Annotated in this window: 21 protein-coding genes and 2 tRNA genes; 9 read left to right on the top strand and 14 right to left on the bottom strand. The window is 60.8% G+C overall.

The window, feature by feature from the left end; genetic code table 11:
* Window positions 1-42 precede the first annotated feature (42 nt).
* Window positions 43-870, bottom strand: coding sequence for a protein-glutamate O-methyltransferase CheR (gene cheR, locus G7016_RS05075; RefSeq protein ID WP_181111736.1), 828 nt, complete (start codon window positions 868-870; stop codon window positions 43-45).
* A gap of 47 nt (window positions 871-917) precedes the next feature.
* The gene (locus tag G7016_RS05070) at window positions 918-1,844 is read right to left on the bottom strand and encodes a chemotaxis protein CheV (protein ID WP_181111735.1); all 927 of its coding nucleotides are present in this window, start codon (window positions 1,842-1,844) and stop codon (window positions 918-920) included.
* A gap of 92 nt (window positions 1,845-1,936) precedes the next feature.
* On the opposite strand from G7016_RS05070, the gene flgA reads away from it, so the two are divergent.
* The 4 genes from flgA (at window position 1,937) to G7016_RS05050 (ending at window position 4,492) form a co-directional block, all read left to right on the top strand.
* Entirely contained in the window at window positions 1,937-2,686 is a 750-nt protein-coding gene (gene flgA / locus G7016_RS05065; RefSeq protein ID WP_181111734.1) for a flagellar basal body P-ring formation chaperone FlgA, read from the top strand.
* 149 nt (window positions 2,687-2,835) lie between these two features.
* The gene (flgM, locus tag G7016_RS05060; protein WP_181111733.1) at window positions 2,836-3,138 is read left to right on the top strand and encodes a flagellar biosynthesis anti-sigma factor FlgM; all 303 of its coding nucleotides are present in this window, start codon (window positions 2,836-2,838) and stop codon (window positions 3,136-3,138) included.
* A 55-nt stretch (window positions 3,139-3,193) separates the two neighbouring features.
* Window positions 3,194-3,661, top strand: coding sequence for a flagella synthesis protein FlgN (locus G7016_RS05055; protein WP_181111732.1), 468 nt, complete (start codon window positions 3,194-3,196; stop codon window positions 3,659-3,661).
* An 84-nt stretch (window positions 3,662-3,745) separates the two neighbouring features.
* Window positions 3,746-4,492: a flagellar brake protein gene (locus tag G7016_RS05050; protein ID WP_308812131.1), complete on the top strand. Its 747-nt coding sequence runs from the start codon at window positions 3,746-3,748 to the stop codon at window positions 4,490-4,492.
* Between the two features lie 92 nt (window positions 4,493-4,584).
* On the opposite strand, the gene G7016_RS05045 is transcribed toward G7016_RS05050, so the two are convergent.
* The 7 genes from G7016_RS05045 to rutA all read right to left on the bottom strand — a co-directional run bounded on the left by G7016_RS05045 (window position 4,585) and on the right by rutA (window position 11,015).
* Window positions 4,585-5,859: an MFS transporter gene (locus tag G7016_RS05045; RefSeq protein WP_181111730.1), complete on the bottom strand. Its 1,275-nt coding sequence runs from the start codon at window positions 5,857-5,859 to the stop codon at window positions 4,585-4,587.
* Window positions 5,860-5,944: 85 nt separating this feature from the next.
* The gene (locus G7016_RS05040; RefSeq protein WP_181111780.1) at window positions 5,945-7,186 is read right to left on the bottom strand and encodes a glutamine synthetase family protein; all 1,242 of its coding nucleotides are present in this window, start codon (window positions 7,184-7,186) and stop codon (window positions 5,945-5,947) included.
* Window positions 7,187-7,374: 188 nt separating this feature from the next.
* Window positions 7,375-7,893, bottom strand: a complete 519-nt coding sequence (locus G7016_RS05035) for a flavin reductase (protein ID WP_181111729.1) — start codon at window positions 7,891-7,893, stop codon at window positions 7,375-7,377.
* Window positions 7,894-7,928: 35 nt separating this feature from the next.
* Window positions 7,929-8,717, bottom strand: coding sequence for a pyrimidine utilization protein D (gene rutD, locus G7016_RS05030; protein WP_181111728.1), 789 nt, complete (start codon window positions 8,715-8,717; stop codon window positions 7,929-7,931).
* Complete coding sequence (rutC, locus tag G7016_RS05025; protein WP_181111727.1) at window positions 8,714-9,106, bottom strand: pyrimidine utilization protein C; 393 nt, start codon at window positions 9,104-9,106, stop codon at window positions 8,714-8,716. The genes rutD and rutC overlap by 4 nt, the downstream gene beginning before the upstream one ends.
* A 14-nt stretch (window positions 9,107-9,120) precedes the next feature.
* Window positions 9,121-9,870, bottom strand: a complete 750-nt coding sequence (gene rutB, locus G7016_RS05020; protein WP_181111726.1) for a pyrimidine utilization protein B — start codon at window positions 9,868-9,870, stop codon at window positions 9,121-9,123.
* Between the two features lie 2 nt (window positions 9,871-9,872).
* Window positions 9,873-11,015 (bottom strand): pyrimidine utilization protein A, encoded by a 1,143-nt coding sequence (gene rutA / locus G7016_RS05015; RefSeq protein ID WP_181111725.1) that lies wholly within the window; start codon window positions 11,013-11,015, stop codon window positions 9,873-9,875.
* Window positions 11,016-11,375: 360 nt separating this feature from the next.
* Between rutA and rutR the strand changes: the two genes are divergently transcribed.
* The gene (gene rutR / locus G7016_RS05010; protein WP_258195078.1) at window positions 11,376-12,053 is read left to right on the top strand and encodes an HTH-type transcriptional regulator RutR; all 678 of its coding nucleotides are present in this window, start codon (window positions 11,376-11,378) and stop codon (window positions 12,051-12,053) included.
* A gap of 18 nt (window positions 12,054-12,071) precedes the next feature.
* On the opposite strand, the gene G7016_RS05005 is transcribed toward rutR, so the two are convergent.
* Together G7016_RS05005 and G7016_RS05000 are read right to left on the bottom strand one after the other, a co-directional pair.
* Window positions 12,072-13,391 (bottom strand): solute carrier family 23 protein, encoded by a 1,320-nt coding sequence (locus G7016_RS05005; RefSeq protein WP_181111723.1) that lies wholly within the window; start codon window positions 13,389-13,391, stop codon window positions 12,072-12,074.
* 308 nt (window positions 13,392-13,699) lie between these two features.
* A tRNA-Arg gene (locus tag G7016_RS05000) sits at window positions 13,700-13,774 on the bottom strand.
* A 384-nt stretch (window positions 13,775-14,158) separates the two neighbouring features.
* Between G7016_RS05000 and G7016_RS04995 the strand changes: the two genes are divergently transcribed.
* Both G7016_RS04995 and G7016_RS04990 read left to right on the top strand, forming a co-directional pair.
* Complete coding sequence (locus G7016_RS04995) at window positions 14,159-14,401, top strand: hypothetical protein (RefSeq protein ID WP_181111722.1); 243 nt, start codon at window positions 14,159-14,161, stop codon at window positions 14,399-14,401.
* Window positions 14,402-14,413: 12 nt separating this feature from the next.
* Window positions 14,414-14,599 (top strand): PA3371 family protein, encoded by a 186-nt coding sequence (locus G7016_RS04990; protein ID WP_181111721.1) that lies wholly within the window; start codon window positions 14,414-14,416, stop codon window positions 14,597-14,599.
* Here G7016_RS04990 and phnN read toward each other — a convergent pair.
* Entirely contained in the window at window positions 14,580-15,167 is a 588-nt protein-coding gene (gene phnN / locus G7016_RS04985) for a phosphonate metabolism protein/1,5-bisphosphokinase (PRPP-forming) PhnN (protein WP_181111779.1), read from the bottom strand. The genes G7016_RS04990 and phnN overlap by 20 nt on opposite strands.
* Window positions 15,168-15,580: 413 nt before the next feature.
* On the opposite strand from phnN, the gene G7016_RS04980 reads away from it, so the two are divergent.
* Window positions 15,581-15,910 carry an Arc family DNA-binding protein gene (locus tag G7016_RS04980; protein WP_181111720.1) on the top strand — a complete coding sequence of 110 codons (330 nt, stop codon included), beginning with the start codon at window positions 15,581-15,583 and terminating at the stop codon, window positions 15,908-15,910.
* A gap of 82 nt (window positions 15,911-15,992) precedes the next feature.
* On the opposite strand, the gene mgtE is transcribed toward G7016_RS04980, so the two are convergent.
* A complete protein-coding gene (mgtE, locus tag G7016_RS04975; protein ID WP_181111719.1) occupies window positions 15,993-17,435 on the bottom strand; it encodes a magnesium transporter in 1,443 nt (480 codons plus the stop codon).
* A gap of 315 nt (window positions 17,436-17,750) precedes the next feature.
* On the opposite strand from mgtE, the gene G7016_RS04970 reads away from it, so the two are divergent.
* A complete protein-coding gene (locus tag G7016_RS04970; protein WP_181111718.1) occupies window positions 17,751-18,134 on the top strand; it encodes a DUF4124 domain-containing protein in 384 nt (127 codons plus the stop codon).
* 152 nt (window positions 18,135-18,286) lie between these two features.
* Here the strand turns inward: G7016_RS04970 and G7016_RS04965 are convergent.
* Window positions 18,287-18,363, bottom strand: a tRNA-Arg gene (locus tag G7016_RS04965).
* Window positions 18,364-18,417 lie beyond the last annotated feature (54 nt).

Here is an 18,417-nt window from a genome sequence, read left to right as displayed (position 1 = left end):
AAAGAAAACGCCGCCGGTGGAATTCCGGCGGCGCAGCGGCAATCAGATGGCCTGGTAGATGATGCCCGGGCTGCACTGGACCATCTTGTACTTGTCCGGCAAGCCATTGAGGGCCTCGGACGCGCCAAGGAACAGGTACCCGCCCGGCTTGAGGGTGCCGTGGATGCGCGAGAGGATGTCCTTCTTTACCTCGGCCGAGAAGTAGATCAGCACGTTGCGGCAGAACACCACGTCGAACTTGCCCAGCGACATGTAGCTTTCAAGCAGGTTGATCGGCCGGAAGTCGATACGGCTGCGGATCGGCGCCTTAACGGCCCAGCGGTTGCCGGGCTTTACATCGAAGTAGCGCTGCAGGCGTTCCGGGGACAAGCCACGGCCGATGGCCAGGCTGTCGTATTCGCCGCTTTTGCAGTTGATGAGCATCGACGGCGACAAGTCCGTGGCGGTGATCTGCACCCCACCTTTGAGCTGACCCGGGTTGGCCTGGGTGAACTCCTCTACCGTCATGGACAGCGAATAGGGTTCCTGCCCCGACGAACAGGCCGCCGACCAGATGCGCAGGCGCTGGCCAGGGTTGGCCTTCACCAGCTCCGGCAGCACCTTGTTCTTCATCACTTCGAAGGGGTAGGTGTCGCGAAACCACAGGGTTTCGTTGGTGGTCATGGCATCTACTACCTGCTCGCGCAGGCCGCCCCTGGGCTGGCTCTGGATGCGCTGCACCAGTTCACCCAGGCTTTTGATGCCTTGTTGCTCCATAAGCTTGTTGAGGCGGCTGGACACCAGGTATTGCTTGTTTTCGCCCAGCACGATGCCACAGGCTTTTTCCAGGAACCCCCGGAACTGCTCAAAATCCGAATTTGCCGTAGCCAAAGCTGCCGCCTCTCAAGTTGTTCATTCTTTGCCGCGCCGGGGCCCGGTCAACCTTTTGCATTGATACGTTCGACCACCCGGGACGCGAGATCGTCCGGGCGGAATTTGGCCAGGAAGTCGTCCGCGCCGACTTTTTTCACCATGGCCTGGTTGAACACGCCCGACAGCGAGGTGTGCAACACGATGTGCAGCTTCTGCAAGCGAGGATCGCTGCGGATCTCCGCCGTAAGAGTGTAGCCATCCATTTCCGGCATCTCGATGTCGGAGATAAGCATCAGGAATTCCTCGTTCGGGTCCTTGCCCTCGGCCACCATTGCCTTGAGGTACTCCAGTGCCTGGCGCCCGTCGTTGAGCGCGACCACTTCCACACCTACCGTTTCGAGGCAGCGGCTCACCTGCTTGCGGGCCACCGAGGAGTCATCCACGGTCAGCACGCGCAGCGTGGTCGCCTTTTCCTGTACCCCTTCGGTGATCACGCCGCTGCTGATCGCTTCCGACACCGGGGACACTTCGGCGAGGATCTTCTCCACGTCGATGATTTCCACCAGCTGGTTATCTACCCGGGTAACCGCCGTGAGGTAGTGATCACGGCCGGTGCCCTTGGGTGGCGGATGAATCGCTTCCCAGTTCATGTTGACGATGCGTTCCACCGAATGAACCAGGAAACCCTGAATCTTGGTGTTGTACTCCGTGATGATCACGAAGGGGTCCTGTGCCACTTCCAGCGAGCGCGAGCCCGTGGCCATGGACAGGTCAAGAATCGGAATAGTGGCGCCACGGATGTTGGCCACGCCCCGTACGACCGGGCTGGACTTGGGCATCACGGTCAACTTCGGACACTGCAGCACTTCGCGAACCTTGAAGACATTGATGCCGTACAACTGCTTGCCGTTCAAACGGAACAACAACAGTTCAAGGCGGTTCTGCCCTACCAGTTGCGTGCGCTGGTTTACTGAATCCATCACACCAGCCATGTTAAACCTCCACCTTGTACTGTCGGCTCCGCGGAGCCTCGTTCTGTGCGAGCAAGCGTCATTTCTGGCACGTCGCTTGCTCAAGCATAGCCATGAACGAGAAAACGCCATATTCACGACATCTGATCACGGCCCTTTACGGGTTGTTCGCCACCATGTGTCTGTTTGGGTCGGGACGTCTGCTTGCCGACGACATCACAGCGCCCGAACAGCTTATCGGTGTGACGCAGGGGTTTCTTGAGTTCACCGTTGAAGATTATTTAGCGACCAGCCAGACCGACGGCCGCTACGAAATCGAAGTGGCGAACCTGGACCCCCGCTTGCGCATGCCTCAATGCGATCGGGATTTGACTGCCCGGCTGGAAAGCCCTGCCACTCCATTGGGGCGCGTGACCGTGCGGGTGCGCTGCGAAGGCGGCTCTCCGTGGACCGTCTTCGTGCCGGCGACGGTCAAGCTGTACCGCGAGGTGGTAGTGGCGACTCGGCCGTTGAAGCGCGATACGGTGATCGCCGACGGCGACGTAGCGCTCAAGGAGCGTGATGTGGGCCAGCTGAACCAAGGCTTTCTGCCGTCGCTGGACCAGGCGATCGGCCAGCGGGTGGTCCGACCGACGGTCATGGACCAGGTGATTGCACCTGTACAGATCGAACAACCGGAAGTGATCCGCAAGGGCGATCAAGTGGTCATCACTGCGCGCGCCGGTACGCTGGCCGTGCGCATGCCCGGCGAAGCGCTCAGCAATGGCGGCATGAACGAGCAGATCCGCGTACGCAACCTCAATTCCCAACGGGTGGTAAAGGCACGGGTAACCGGGCCCGCTCAGGTGGAAGTTTCCATGTAAAGACGAGCCGCTCTGGCGGCGCGGGCCCGATTTTCCTACACTTGGTGCATGAACCTTGCCGTTGGGGTGTTTTCGAAAAAATACCCTAAAGTTTCTCCGCTCATGGTCGAAAACAAGGCAAGCGTCCAAATACCAAGGGGTTTCTTATCATGGTCATCGATTTCCGGAGCGTTACCGGCTCCACTCAAGTCTCGGGCACTGCTCGTACCACCAGCAGCAAGCCAGTAGGGGCAGTAGACGACGTCAAAAGCGTCAAGGAAACCAGCCAGGCCGGTGAATCCGTACAACTGAGCGATGTTGCCCAGCACATGAAAAAGGTCACCGAAAGCCTCGGTACCGATGCGCCGGTCAACGCCAGCCGTGTTGCCGAGCTCAAGCAGCAGATCGCTGACGGCACCTACAAGGTCGACAGCAAAAGTATTGCCAGCAAGATGCTTTCCTTCGAATCCTGAGCCGTCGCTCAAGCGGCTCAAGTTTTACCCGGCGCAGTGACCATCGGGACCCGCCATGCACGACACGACCTTATTGCAGTTGATTGAAGACGACATCGCGCCAGCAGAGCAGCTACAGGCATTGCTGCGCGAGGAGTACACGGCGCTGCGGGGTCGTGACATGGTGCTGCTGGAAAACATCCTGGCGCACAAGCAGTCATTGATCGTGCAGCTGGGCCAGCATGGCCGCCGACGCAGCGAATTGCTTGCCTCCATGGGGCTGTCGCCAGATGCCGAAGGCCTGGCGCAACTGGCGCAGGTGTCGGTGCTGGGCAAAGTCCTGGTCGAGCGCGGCGAGCACCTGGCCGGCATTCTGGCCGAGTGTCAGACCATCAATGAGCAGAACGGCCGGGCCATTCAGCTTCAGCAATTTGCCACTGCGAATCAGTTGCGGATTCTGAGCGGCGGCGAAGCGCCTTCGCTGTACACCGCGCGCGGCGCTACGGCCCGTTTGGCCACAGTGCGAGCCTTCAGCCAGGCCTGAGGATTTAGTATCTCCGGGCGCACAGTGATGGCACAATGCCGTACTGTTCGCCCGTTTCGTTTTTTGCCTGGAGACCCGATCATCGTGTTCAACGCCTCGAGTGCGGACGATGCACCGCAGCCGCCAAAGGTTCTTACCACGCCACTGGAAATCATCGCGAACGTGAAGTCGCTGATGGACGGGCATGACCCGCTCATTGTGACCTTTACCGAACGCCAGCAACGTTTTCAGAGCTACGTGGTAGAGGTTGACCGTGACAGCGGTACTCTGGCTTTCGACGAGCTGATACCGCGTGATGGCGAGCGCTTCCTGAGCAATGGCGAACACTTTCGGGTAGAAGGCTTCCATGACGGCGTGCGCATTGCCTGGGAATGCAACGGGCCGTTCAAAGTGGTGGATAACGACAATGGCCGCAGCTACCACGGCGCGTTGCCCAGCGAAGTGATCTATCACCAGCGGCGTAACGCTTTCCGCGCCGCGCTCAAGCTGTCTCAATTGGTTGACGTCGAAGTGGCTGGCAGCAAGGTCGCGAAAGCGGTACGCGGCAAGCTGCTGGACGTGTCGGCAACCGGCTGCAAGTTGCGCTTCGAAGGCAACATCACCCAGCAGCTACAGTTGGGCCAGGTGTACGAAAAATTTGCCGCCGCCCTGCCCTTCGGCGCCATTACCGCACCGGTCGAACTGCGCTACCTGCACTTCGAAGAGCGCCTCGACACCACCTTCGCCGGGGTTCGCTTTCACAACATGAGCGGCCTGGTGCAGCGCAACGTGGAGCGCTTCGTCAATCAGCTGCAGCGCGAAGCGCGGCAGTTCGACAAGGACGATTTCTAAGCACGCCTGTTGGAGCTGGCGCAGCCTGCGGCCTTGCCAGGCCGGTCGCCGCCAAGGCGTGCTGCTACCGCTGCCCCCGCTCCAATGCGGCGTCAATGATCCTTCATCTGGTCGTCCACCACCTGCTCGTCCACCCGTGGGTCGAGGGCGGCGACCAGGGGGGAGCTGGTCATGTTGTCGGGCATGGCGATGTGATGCAGGGGCGCATCCTCGACCTGGTGAAGGTTGGTGACCGCCTTGGGCCGTATGCGCCATACCAGCACTAACGCGAAGAACGAGAAGAACGCATAAAGGATGTCGCTCCCGTACAGCTTCATCAGCACACCCGCGGCCAGCGGGCCGATGCTGGCGCCCACGCCATAGGTCACCAGCAGCATGGCGGTCAGTGACACCCGGCGCTCGCTTTCCACGTGGTCATTGGAAAACGCCACGGCCAGGGGATACAGGCAGAATTGCAACAGCGACACCACGAAGCCGCCGAAGAACAGCGCCTCCATGGGCACATGGAGCAGCCTGGGCGCGAGTGCCATCACCAGCGCCAGCACGCACAGCACCATGGCGATCAAGCGGATCAGCAGCGCTCGATCGTAACGGTCCGACAGCCAGCCCAACGGCCATTGCACCACCAGCCCGGCGAATACGCAGCAGCCCATGAACAGGCCCACCGCCTCGGTACTCAGCCCCTGCCCCGCCGCGTACAAAGGCGCCAAGCCGTAGAACGAACCGATGATCAGGCCGGCGCACAGCACCGTGGTCAGGGATTGAGGCACGCGCTGCATGAAAAAGCGCGGGTCCATGGGTACCGGGTGAAGCGCGTCCGGGTGGAGGCGCCGGGTGAGCGCCACGGGCACGAGGCAGAGCGCAAAACACAGCGCAACCATCATCAGCAGCTCAAGCCCCAGTTCGGAGTGCCACACGAGGATCAACTGCCCCAGCACCAGCCCCAGGTACGAAGCAATCATGTAGCCGCTGAATACCATTCCGCGCTGCTTCGCCTCGGCCTGCTCGTTGAGCCAGCTCTCGATCACCATGTACTGGCACATCATGCCTAGCCCTACGACCAGCCTTAGCACCAGCCAGGCTGGCAGGTAGCCGACCAGCCCATGCCCGAGTACCGCTGCGGTGACGATCCCCGCGCACGCGGTGTAAGCGCGTATATGGCCGACGCGTGCAATCAGCCGGTGGCCGATCTTGCCCCCGAGCACAAGGCCGAAATAGTACGCCGCCATCAAGGCGCCCACCCACAGGCCATCCACCTGATCGGCGGCGAGGCGCAGCGCGAGGTACGTACTGAGCAAGCCCGAGCCGATCAACATCATCAGAGAGGCGAAATAAAGGCCACGAAAGTTTTTCCAGATCTGACGCATTGACGCTTGCAGCTCCCGAACAGAGAAGGCGAGGCTAAAACAGCAGGCGAAACGGCGGCCCCGGCGCTCGCCAGGGCCTCATCACTCAGGCTTGCGTGGCCAACACCCGGCGTTCCCAAGGCGTGATCTCATCCATGAAGCTGGTGAGCTCCATGGTCTTGGTCGCGATGTAGCCTTCGATGAACTCTTGCCCGAACAGTTCCACTGCCAGCCTGCTGCCTTTCAGACGCTTCAAGGCGCTGTCGAGGGTACACGCCAGCGCAAGATTTTCCGGCACTTCGAACGCGCCCTGGATCGGTGGCGTGGGCTCCAATTCATGCTCGATCCCATGCAGGCCGGCGGCCAGGCTGGCAGCGATGGCCAGGTACGGGTTGGCATCCGCGCCAGGCAGGCGGTTTTCCACGCGTCTGGCCTCGGGGCCGCTGGCGGGAATGCGCAAGCCGGCGGCGCGATTGTCCTCCGACCAGCACGCATTGTTCGGCGAGGCATAGGGATGGAACAGCCGCTGATAGGCGTTTACGTTCGGGGCGAACAACGCGGTAAATTCGCCCAGCGCCGCTTGCTGGCCACCGATGAAGTGCCGGAAGGTCGCCGTAGGTTCGCCGTTCTCGGCGCTGAACACGTTGCGCCCGCTGCCCACACTCACCACGCTCTGGTGAATATGCATCGAACTGCCCGGTACGCCCGCCAAAGGCTTGGCCATGCACACCGCGATCAGCCCGTGCTTGAGGGCGACTTCCTTGAGCAGGTGCTTGAACAGGAAGGTCTGGTCGGCAAGCAGCAGCGGATCGCCATGCAGCAGGTTGATCTCGAACTGGCTCACGCCCATCTCGTGCATGAAGGTGTCGCGCGGCAGGCCAAGGGCCGCCATGCAACGGTAGACCTCAGTCCAGAACGGCCGCAAACCGTTGTTGGATGAAACGCTGAATGCCGAGTGCCCGTCTTCTCGCCGGCCGTCCAGGCCTATCGGCGGCTGGAACGGCTGCGAGGGATCGGCGTTGGCGGCAAACAGGTAAAACTCCAGCTCCGTCGCTACTACAGGGGCCAGGCCTCGGGCCGCGTAGTTGGCGATGACCCGCTTGAGCAGCGCACGCGTAGACAGCGAGGAACCGCCACCTTCCAGTTCGTTGGCGTCACAGATGGCGAACGCGCGGGGGTGGTTGCTCCAGGGCAGGCGGTAGAGGTGCGCGGGGTCGGGCACCAAGGCAAGGTCGCCGTCATCGCTGCCGTAGAACTTGGCTGGCGGATAGCCGCCCATGATGCACTGCAGCAGTACCCCCCTGGCCAGTTGCAGCCGGCGCCCTTCGGCGAAGCCCGCCGCCGTCATCACCTTGCCACGAGGTACGCCGTTCAGGTCCGGCGTAACGCATTCGACTTCGTCCACACCCGCCAGCGGGCCATCGATCAACATCGCGCATTCCTTGTTATGGTCAGTGCCGCGAACGGCGACTGACCAAAACTGGCACCGGCCGTTAAAAATATCAAGCGGCACAGGTAACCAAACGGGGAGCTTCGCTACAGCATTGCTGACAGTTCGTGATAGGCCCGATTGAAGTAGATAAGGCTGCCCACGATGTCGCTGGTATGAATAGCCAGCACCTCACAGAACATGACGTCGTGGGTGCCGACTTCGGTGCGTTGCCGCAGCCGACATTCGAAGGACACGCTCGCCCCCTCCAACACCGGGCAGCCCGAGGTACCCGGCACCCAGCTCACCGCGGCAAACCGCTCAGCCATCGCTGTCTTGCCACCGAAGCAGTTTGAAATATTCTGGTGCCCTGCCCCCAGCACGTTCACGCACAGCACGCCGTTATCCCGAAAGGCCTCATACACAGACGCGCCCCGGTTCAGGCACACCAGCAAGGTAGGCGGCTGGTCGGTCACGCTGCACACTGCCGAGGCCGTGAAGCCAGCCAGCCCGCCGGGCCCGTTGGTGGTGATCACGTTTACCGCAGCCCCGAGGCGAGCCATTGCATCGCGGAACTCAGCCTTGTCAACGGTGGGCAATACAGGCTCGGCGGTCGATACGTACATAGGTTCTCTCCATCGAAAAATGGGACTTGAAAGCCCTAGCGTTGATTGCGCAGGAAGGCCAGCAGTGACTCATTGAACGCGTCAGGGGCGGTGATGTTGTGGGCATGGCCACCGTGAGGCAGCACGTGGGCGGTACTGCCGGCGATGGCTTGGCTCAGCCGACCGGAGCAGGTTGCCGGCACCAGCACGTCGTCCAGTGCGCTGGACACGAACACCGGAAGGCTAAGCTCGGCCAGGCGCTGGCTCACATCGAAGCGGCGCAGGGCGCCAATGCGTGCCTTCATGGTGTCGGCGCCCGGGAAGTGTTCAAAGGCATGGTCAACTTCCGCCTGCACGCGCTCGGCGTGGGCCGCGGCCCAGCTCGCCGGATACAGGAAAATCGGCTGCGCTTCCACATAAGCACGTGGGCCCACATGGTCGAGCAGCGCCAGGCGCGCCTCGAAGCATCGTGCCGAATGAGGGTTGGGCGCCGCCCAGGCGTTGATCAGCGCCAGGCTCGAGATTCGCGCGGGTTGGTCCAGCGCCAATTGCAGGCCGACCAGCCCGCCTAGCGCATGGCCGACCACATGGCAGCGCGACACCCCTTCGCTGTCCAGGATGCCGATCACATCGTCAGCCATGTGCTCGATGCGATAATCCGCCGGCAACGCCTGGCGGCTGCGGCCGGTGCCACGTTGGTCGTAGGTGATCACCCGGTAGCCCGCTTCCAGCAGCACGGGCACCTGCGGGCCCCAGTACCCCGCCGAGCCGCCAAGGCCCGAAGACAGCAGCACGGTTTCGGCGCCGGGCTCGCCATGCACCTCGGTATACAGCCCGGCCGTCATGGGCGTTTGCCGGTGTGGGCCACGCTGGCGATTTCCACCAGGGCATCAGGCTTGACCAAGCCCACCTGTACGCAATACCGCGCCGGCTTCTCGCCCGGGAAGTACTCGGCGTACACAGCGTTGATGGCCGCGTAATCCTCCCAATGCTTGAGGAACACATGGTTGAAGGTCACGTCCTCCATGGTCCCGCCGGCCGCTTCGATCACGCTTTTGATCGTTTCCAGCACGTGGCGAGTCTGCGCACCGGCATCGCCGACATGGACGACGTTGTTGTTACTGTCGAACGGCAAGGTGCCAGCAACGTACACGATGCCGTCCGCGGTGGTGCCCGGTACGAAGGGGCCGATCGGGGTGGCGGTGCCCGGTGGGATAATGGCTTGTTTCGGCATGGCGGTTCCCCTGTTTATCGTTGGTTGCGTACGAGGTTGACGAAGGCTTCGACGCTGGACACCCAACCGAAGAAGGTTTCGATGTTGTAAACGGACCCAGCCTGTATGGCAGCGCCGCCCAGCTCATGGGTCGCGTCCTCGAGCATCACGCCGAAGTATTCGAGGTGGAAGGCATCGCGCAGGGTCGACTCCACGCACACGTTGGTGGCGATGCCGGTGAACACCAGGTTCTTGATGCCCCGGGCGCGCAAGGTGCTGTCCAGGGTGCTGTTGAAGAAACCGCTGTAGCGGGTTTTCGGCACAACGATGTCGCCATCCTGGGGGGCAAGGGCCTCTACCAGTTCATAATCCCAGCCGCCCTTGGCCAGAAACTGCCCTTGAAGCTCGGGAAACCTGCGCATGGTTTTCAGCGCATTGGACTTGTGCCAGTTCGGCGAGCCCGGCCCGCCTGCCTCTATGTACTGGTTGTCCCAGCCGTTCTGCAGATACACCACCGCCACGCCGGCGGCGCGGGCGGCTTCGATCGTCGTGGCGATCCGGGCAATCACACCCTGTGCGCCCGAAATGTCGAAGCCGGCGGAATCCACATAGCCGCCCACCGAGGCATAGGCGTTCTGCATGTCCACCACGATCAGCGCCGTATTGGAGGGGTGCAAGTACAGTGGCTCGGGGCGCGCCGGCAGCACCCAGGCCGCCTGGCCGTCCACAAGGGGAAGGCCCGCTGGGGTCGCGGAACTGAGGGTGACCTTTTGACCGACTTCCATGCTCAAGCCCCCACTGCTTCGGCTGTTTCACTGGGTACCGCACCGGCACTGGCAACGGCTTGCGACGGCACCGGAGAAACCGCCGCGATCCGGCTGTTCATCAGGGGCTGGATACGGGTACCGAAGGCTTCCACGCCCTCTACGAAATGGTCGAAGGTCAACAATACGCCCTCGGTGCCTTCCACTTCGGCCACTTCATCGAGCATGCGGGCAATGGAGGCGTACGAGCCCACCAGCGTGCCCATGTTGATGTTTACCGCTGAAGTAGGATCGGCCATCTGCCGCACGTTGGTGTCCGCGCCGGAGGTTTTGTCCGCGCCGCCTTGAACGCCCAGCCAGGCCACGGCCTCTTCATCCACGCCCGCCTTGTAATGCTCCCATTTGGCCCAGGCGGCCTCGTCGGTTTCGTCGGCGATCACCATCATCAGCACATAGGTGCTCACGTTTCGCCCTGTGCGCTGGGTGGCTTCGATCAGCTTTTGCGCGGCCGGCGCGAAGGCCTTGGGTGTGTTCACGCCTTTGCCGAAGCAGAAGTTGTAGTCGGCATATTGGGCCGAGAAGGCCATGCCCGCGTCGCTTTGCCCTGCACAGATCACTTTCATGTCAGCGCTTGGCCGGGGGCTCATGTGGCAATCGTCCATGGTGAAGTGGTCACCCTTGAAATCGGATCGGCCCTGCTCCCAGAGGTCACGTAATACCTGGATGTACTCGGAAAGGTACGCGTAGCGGGTGCTGAAGAACTCGTCCCCTGGCCATAGCCCCATCTGTGAGTATTCAGGCCGCTGCCAGCCGGTGACCAGGTTCACCCCGAACCGGCCGTTGGAAATGGAATCGATGGTGGAGGCCATGCGCGCGACGATCGCCGGCGGCAGCGCCAGGGACGGCGCGGTGGCAAACAGCTTGATCTTGCTGGTAACTGCCGCGAGCCCTGCCATGAGGGTGAAGGACTCGAGGTTGTGGTCCCAGAACTCGGTTTTGCCGCCAAAGCCGCGCAGCTTGATCATGGACAGGAGAAAATCCAGCCCATAGGTTTCAGCGCGCTGAGCGATCTGCTTGTTGAGCTCAAAGGTCGGTTTGTACTGTGGCGCGTTTTCCGAGATCAACCAGCCGTTGTTACCAATGGGGATAAAGATACCAACTTTCATAGGTGCCTCCGGTTGAATCGCCAGCCTGCATGGCAGCGTCCTGAGAGGTACTGAGCATGGTATGTGCCAAGATTTAAAAGTCGTTGCTTTTCAATGCCTTGAGAATTCCTGAGCGATTCCTTCAGACCATATGGTCCGAAAAAGACCGAATGGATGGGTTTTCTGCACAGCGGTGAGGCGCACAGAGCCGTTTCAGTGCACCGCTTACCAAAAAATGCTCCTCCGCCGGGGGGCCAGGCAGCCTGTTACAATGCCGGACCGACTCGAAGCACGGACAGATCTGTGAACGATACAACGTCAGAGGGCAGCGCTTCCTCACCCGGAAGGGCTGGACGCAAGGCGGCGCCCGCTACCAAGGCACTGGGCGGGAAAGACGCTCAGCCCGCCGAGGCCGGGGGCCGCAAGATCAGCGAGAAGGCGCGGAACAGGCGCTTGCAAATGGTTGAAAACAAGCGCGCCGTAATCATTCAGGCCGCACTTGGCTTGTTTTCAATATATGGATTGCACGGCACCAGCCTGGACCAGGTGGCCTCTTCGGCGGACGTCTCGAAAACCAACCTGCTCTACTACTTCAAGAGCAAGGAAGATTTGTACGTCTGCGTGCTGGAACACGTGCTGGAGATCTGGCTGGCCCCGCTTCGGGGGTTCAGCGCCGAGCAGGATCCGCTCGAGGCCATTGGCCAATACATTCGGGTAAAGCTTGAGCTATCCAGGGACCATTGCGCCGAATCCAAGCTGTTCTGCATGGAGATCATGCAAGGGGCGCCTTTGATCCGCTCCCAGCTTACCCAACCGCTGCGCGAGCTGGTGGCCAGCAAGGTGGGAGTAATCGAGCAGTGGGTAGAAGCCGGCAAGCTCGCGCCGGTCGACCCCTACCACCTGATATTCACCCTGTGGAGCACAACCCAGCACTACGCCGACTTCGGCGCCCAGGTGCATGCCGTGACGGGAAAAAGCCTGTCCGACCCGGTGTTCTTCGAAGACACCCTCGCCAGCATCAAGGCGCTGGTGTTCAATGGGCTGAAGCCGAGGCCCTGACCTCGGCGGCCCCGCCTTTTATCTCGAAGATGCGCCGGCGCCCAGCACCTCGGCGCCTGCGACCTTGCGGCGATTGAGCAGTTGGTTAAGCAGTATCGCGCCGAAGGTGGCGGTACCCAGCCCGCCCAGCGCGAAGCCACCCAGGTGCAGGGTAAAATCGCCTGTGCCCAGAACCAGCGGGATGGCAGCGACCAACAGGTTGCGACTATCGGAGAAATCCACCCGGTTCTCTACCCATATCCGCGCGCCGGCAATGGCGATCAAGCCAAACACGACGATAGACACCCCGCCCATCACCGGCACGGGAATGGTGTGCACCACGGCGCCGAACTTGGGTGACAACCCAAGGAGGATGGCTGCAATGCCCGCAACAATGAATAGCGCGGTGGAATACACCTTGGTCGCCGCCATTACGCCGATGTTTTCCGCATAGGTGGTCATGCCGCTACCCCCCACGCCTCCGCTGATCACCGTGGCAATGCCATCGCCGATGAACGCGCGGCCAATGGATTTATCCAGGTTCTGCCCGGTAATCGACGCAATGGCTTTTATATGCCCCAGGTTCTCGGCGATCAGGATCACCACCACCGGTATGATCAGCAATGCAGCCGACAGCGTGAACACAGGTGCCTGGAACGCCGGCATGCCAAGCCACGGCGCGGCTGCGATCTGGTCGAGGTTGATCGGAGCGCCCAGGCCCATCAGGTTGGCGAGCACGAAGTAAATGAGGGTTGCCGCGATCAGCCCAACCAATAGCAGCATTCTTTGCAGCAAGCCCTTTGTGTACACCGCGATGCAGGCCACGCACACAAAGGTAATGAGCTGCATCCAGGTATCGAAACTCGAGGACGCCATTGTCTTGATGGGCACACTGGCAAGGTTCAGGCCGATAACCGCTACCACCGTGCCTGTCACTACCGGCGGGGTTATGTTCTCAATCCAGGCTACCCCGGCGGCTTGCACCACGATACCGATGGCCACATACACCAGCCCGCACAGCACGATCCCGCCAAGCGCCAGCGGGATGTTCAGGTTGGGGCCACTTCCCGCATAGGCGGTAGCTGCGGACACGGCGCCGATGAAGGCAAAACTCGACCCAAGGAAACTTGGTACCTTGCCCCGCGTCACCATAAAGAAAATCAGCGTACCGATGCCGCTCATCATGATCGCGACATTGGGATCGAAACCCATCAGCAGCGGGGCCAGCAATGTCGCGCCGAACATCGCGAACACATGCTGTATGCCAAGAGCAATGGTCTGCGGCCAAGGCAAACGCTCGTCCGGGGCGATAATACCGCCCAAGTCGGCTTTTACAGACCAGGAAAACGGGTTGTTCATATAACGTCCACCCTTCGATAGTAGGATTGTCCCGGCAGCTTGCCCAATACGATGTGCAGCCAAGCACGCGGCCGCAGCGTGGCCAACCGAGCAGGATGTATGCCAGGGAAATAAAACCTATAAGGATGAAGGGCTTATACAAAGGCCAGGGGAAAATGCGGACCTGTTGGTCCACTTCAGAGCACTCGCTCAGTGCAGGCGCGGCCGTTGCTGGTGCAACAAGGCTATAAACGGTAGACAAGCGTTCGAGGCAGGCAAGGCCCGTGTTTAGGGGCTACGCTGGGAACAAGCGAGATTGGGATGCGGCGTGGTGTCCCCGGCAGGAATCGAACCTGCATCTGAGCCTTAGGAGGGCCCCGTTCTATCCGTTGAACTACAAGGACTTGGTACGCGATGCCGACAGGGCTGCAGGCACTCGAAAGGTTACCGGGATAGCCCCGGCCAAAGCGGGTGCAAATCTATCACCCCGCCCAGGGAGATGCAAACCGAGCTTTGGCGGCGCATAAAGCTGATGGATGCAAACCAAATAATCTAAGCAATGCAGGCACATTGCCTCACCGCTGCTGGACTTTACGGGGGGTCTTCGTGCAATCTGCACGGGCAAAAGTGTCAAACAATGCACAATGCATGTAAGCGTTTCGAGTTAGTGTTGCTATGGTATTGATTTAAAAGGGATTTTTAATGCCGCGCGGATTGGCACAAGGGGTGCTACCGCTGTAGTCGGCAGCTATGAATGGTCAGCCAGCTACACCACCTTGGAGACATGGATGAACGCCGCCCTCTACCTCTTCAACGCTTTGGCAATGGTTGCCGTAGTTTCGTTTCATTTTTTTGCCGAAGCCCCGAATGCTCAGGTTCACATCAATGTGCAGGACTGGGTTCAACGGCCGGCTGCCCAGCGGGCCGGAATGCACGAGCGCGTACAGGCGCCGGTGCTGGCCACCACGGCCCCAAGGATGGACGAACAAGGGCAGCTACCTGCGCCCCGTCTGGATCGATACACTTTTTAAGGCGGGCTCAAGATGTCCAGGTCTGCAATAATTTTCCTGGCTGGCAGCTTGCTGTGCTTTCTGGCAGCCGCCGCTGTCCCCTACCCCACCAGCGCACTGAGCACCCTGCTGCTGACGCTGAGCCTGGGCTGCGCCGTGCTGTTCGTGCTGGCGCTGATACGTGGGAAAAAATTCCGCTTCAATCCCCAATTGCGTTGAGGCGTTGTTGATCTATCACCGCCAGTAGCGCCGCTGCGGCATCCGCCAAGGCACCTGAGTTATCAATGGTATGCAGGCATGGGGCTTCCCCCTGCCAATCAGCGGCCGTATGATGCAGCCGCTCATTGCGCGACAGCCGACCTTCGATCTGCGCAGGCGTCTCTCGCCCTCGACTTACCAACCGCTGGCGTAATACCTCCGTGTCAACAGTCACCAGCACCGCCAAAAGGTCCGGGTATTTGCCCAGGGCGTGCGGTAGGTATCCTCTCGAACCGTTGACCAGTACCCAGCGCCCTTGGGCCAGGCTGTTTTCAATGTCGGCGGGTATGCCGTACATCAAGCCATTGGCCCCCCAACTCAAGGCGAATTCCCCCTGACCGAGCATGTGTTCAAAGGCCTCGCGGGTTACTCCCACAGCCTGCTCCCCCTTCGCTTCGGCGGAGCGGGTGATGACCCGTCGCACCACTTCGACACCGCGCGCGCCCAGGCCTTCCCGCGCCGCCTCGATCACGCTGTCCTTCCCGGCGCCAGAAGCCCCTATGAGATAAACCAGCCGCCCTCGCCGCATTTTGTCCGCCTCTTGATCGGTACTGCGCACCGTGCATTCGCTAATAGCCTGATTGCCACTATGCTGACAGAGTACCTTGAGTGTTACAGGTGGGCAAAAGCAGGGGCGCCTCGGTTTCCCTGTACGCGCCTGCGCGTAGCGAAGGCCGTGCAACGCACCGGGCGACCGGATGAAAGGCTGGCGATGTGCCATTTTTCCGAACCAGTGCACATTTCAGATTTTCCGTACTGGCGAAGCGCCCTCGCACAGTTCAGAATTTGTCACAGAATTGGCGCCAAGGTTATGGCATATCACAGGCATAATGTGCAGCCAAGCGGTCCTTCTGATGGAACGTTTGGCAAAAATGACTGTCGTACCCACATCCTGCGGCCCGCTCCGAGGAACCGCTTTCCTGAACTCAACCGGTTAACTATATGCGCCCAATGAAACAGGCAGTCTATTCCAGCCGCACCGCAGACAAGTTTGTCGTCCGCCTTCCCGATGGGATGCGCGAACGCATCGCTGAGGTCGCCCGGACCCACCACCGCAGCATGAACTCTGAAATCATCGCGCGGCTGGAGCAGAGCCTCATTCAAGAGGGTGCGCTCGGCGAGGAGCTCAGCATGCGCCTCGATAGCCCGGAGCTCTCGCTTCATGAGCGCGAACTGCTTCAGCGTTTCCGCCAGCTCGCTCATCGTCAGCAGAATGCGCTTATTGCGCTGATCGCGCACGATGCAGAGATGTCCGCTGACGCCGACGCGTAACCAACGGGCGCGTGCACAGGAGGTGCACATAGCAAAAAGGCCAGCATTCGTGCTGGCCTTTTTGTTTGCGCGAAATAACCCTTCACATCAGGAAAAGTGTCGCCAGGCCCAGGAAGATAAAGAAGCCACCGCTGTCGGTTACCGCAGTAATCATCACGCTAGAGCCCATGGCAGGGTCTCGGCCAACGCGCGCCAGGCTCATGGGAATGATCACGCCCATGAAGGCGGCAAGCAGCAGGTTGAGCGTCATGGCGGCGGTCATCACCAGGCCAAGGGACCAGCTGTGGTACAGCAGCCAGGCCACCAGGCCGATCACACCGCCCCAGATGAGCCCATTCAATACCGCAACGGATAGCTCCTTCTTCAGCAAGCGCCGGGTGTTACCTGTGCTTACCTGGTCCAGCGCCATGGCGCGTACGATCATGGTGATGGTCTGGTTGCCGGAGTTACCGCCGATACCCGCCACAATGGGCATCAGTGCCGCCAGCGCCACCAGGCGCTCGATGGAGTCCTCGAACAGGCCAATCACCCGCGATGCAACGAACGCCGTGATCAGGTTGATGGCCAGCCACGACCAACGGTTGCGCAGCGAACGCCACACGGACGCGAAGATGTCCTCCTCTTCGCGCAAACCAGCCATGTTCAGCACTTCGCTTTCGCTTTCCTCACGAATAAGGTCGACCATTTCGTCGATGGTGAGGCGGCCGATAAGGCGACGGTTCTTGTCCACCACAGGCGCGGACACCAGGTCATAACGCTCGAACGCCTGTGCCGCCTCGTAAGCGTCGGCGTCAGGGTGGAAGGTGACCGGGTCGCTGGCCATCACGTCCGCAACGCGCTTCTCCGGGTCATTGACCAGCAGCCGCTTGATCGGCAGCACGCCCTTGAGCACACCGTCCTGATCGATCACGAACACCTTGTCGGTATGGCCCGGCAACTCCCGTAGCCGGCGCAGATAGCGCAACACCACTTCAAGGGTTACGTCTTCGCGGATGGTGACCATCTCGAAGTCCATCAACGCGCCGACCTGGTCGTCTTCGTAGCTCAAGGCCGATCGAACGCGCTCCCGCTGCTGCGCGTCCAGGCTTTCCATGAGTTCGTGCACTACATCGCGCGGCAGCTCCGGGGCGAGGTCCGCCAGCTCGTCGGCGTCCATTTCCTTGGCCGCTGCCAGCAACTCGTGGTCTTCCATGTCCGCGATAAGGGTTTCGCGAACCGCATCGGACACTTCCAGCAGAATGTCGCCGTCACGCTCGGCCTTTACAAGCTGCCATACGGTAAGGCGGTCATTGAGCGGAAGGGCTTCGAGGATATAGGCGATGTCGGCGGAGTGCAGGTCATCGAGCTTGCGCTGAAGCTCGACCACGTTCTGCCGGTGCACGAGATTTTCGACCAAGGCCTGGTGCTGCCCTTCCTGCCGATGGGTCAGGTCTTCGACCACCCGCTGCCGATGCAGCAGTTCGATTACCTGGCCAAGGCGGTCCTGCAGGCTTTCTTGCAGGTTTTGGACTTCGACTTCGGTCATAGGTGTACTCCACTCCCAGTAGTGGACCACACCAGGAGATCAATCAATCAGTGCAATAGGGGCCAAAGGCGTTATTAAGGTTCTACTGGGTAAGTCCATGGAAGGAATTCCGGAGCCCCGGCGGGGCAGACGGCGGCAATGATACCCGGTCGATGGACTTTTTGGTTACTAAATTGTGGATTTACAAATGCTTGCCGGCCCATGCAGCCAAGGTATAGCAGGTTTATGTGACGAAGCATTCGGTAATAGACCCTTCAGTCCGCGCACAGTGCAGCCGCTAGGCTTGGAGAGTGAAATACAGCCAGGGAGGCCGCTATGCGAGGCTTGAACGTAGGGGTATGGATGATGGCGCTTCTTGCCCTGAGCAACGAAGCGGGTGCCACAACGGTACAGCGCTGCGTGGGCAGCGGCGGGCAAGTGACCTTCACTCACACCTCATGCCCGGACCACAGCGTGGGGCAGCGTGAGCGTGTGTGGAGCCCGACGCCGGGCAGCGTAGCGCCTGCGGTGCGGCAAACGGCAAGCCAGGCACCGAAGGTACGCTCCGCTCGCGCCGCTGATCCTGATGCAAGGGCGGTGAAAAAGCCTGGCGCCATACCGAAGCAGGTGCTGCCTGTGGAGGAAAAGGCTGAGACGAAAAAGAAAGGGACGAAAAAGAAGAAAGTGAAGTACATGCCCTGGCGGCCTACGCGCAGTTGAGGCTACCTGTAGCAGCGAGGCCAGGCCACGCTGGCTTGGCTGCGACCGGGGTACCACTGAAACAGCGGCCCTGACGGGCCGGTCGCCGCCAAGGCGGGCTGCTATGTGACAAGCAAAAAAAAGCCCACATCCGGGGATGTGGGCTTTGCAGATGGTGCACTCAGGAGGATTCGAACCTCCGACCGCTCGGTTCGTAGCCGAGTACTCTATCCAGCTGAGCTATGAGTGCAAGTTGGCGTTGTTAACCCAGTCTCCCCTGGGTTCAGGATCTCTGAAGATGAAC

Origin of the sequence: Pseudomonas japonica, from assembly GCF_013522925.1 — a bacterium.
GTDB classification, from domain to species: domain Bacteria; phylum Pseudomonadota; class Gammaproteobacteria; order Pseudomonadales; family Pseudomonadaceae; genus Aquipseudomonas; species Aquipseudomonas japonica_A.
The sequence above is the reverse complement of the archived record's forward strand: the minus strand, read 5'-3'. Positions and strand labels throughout refer to the sequence as shown.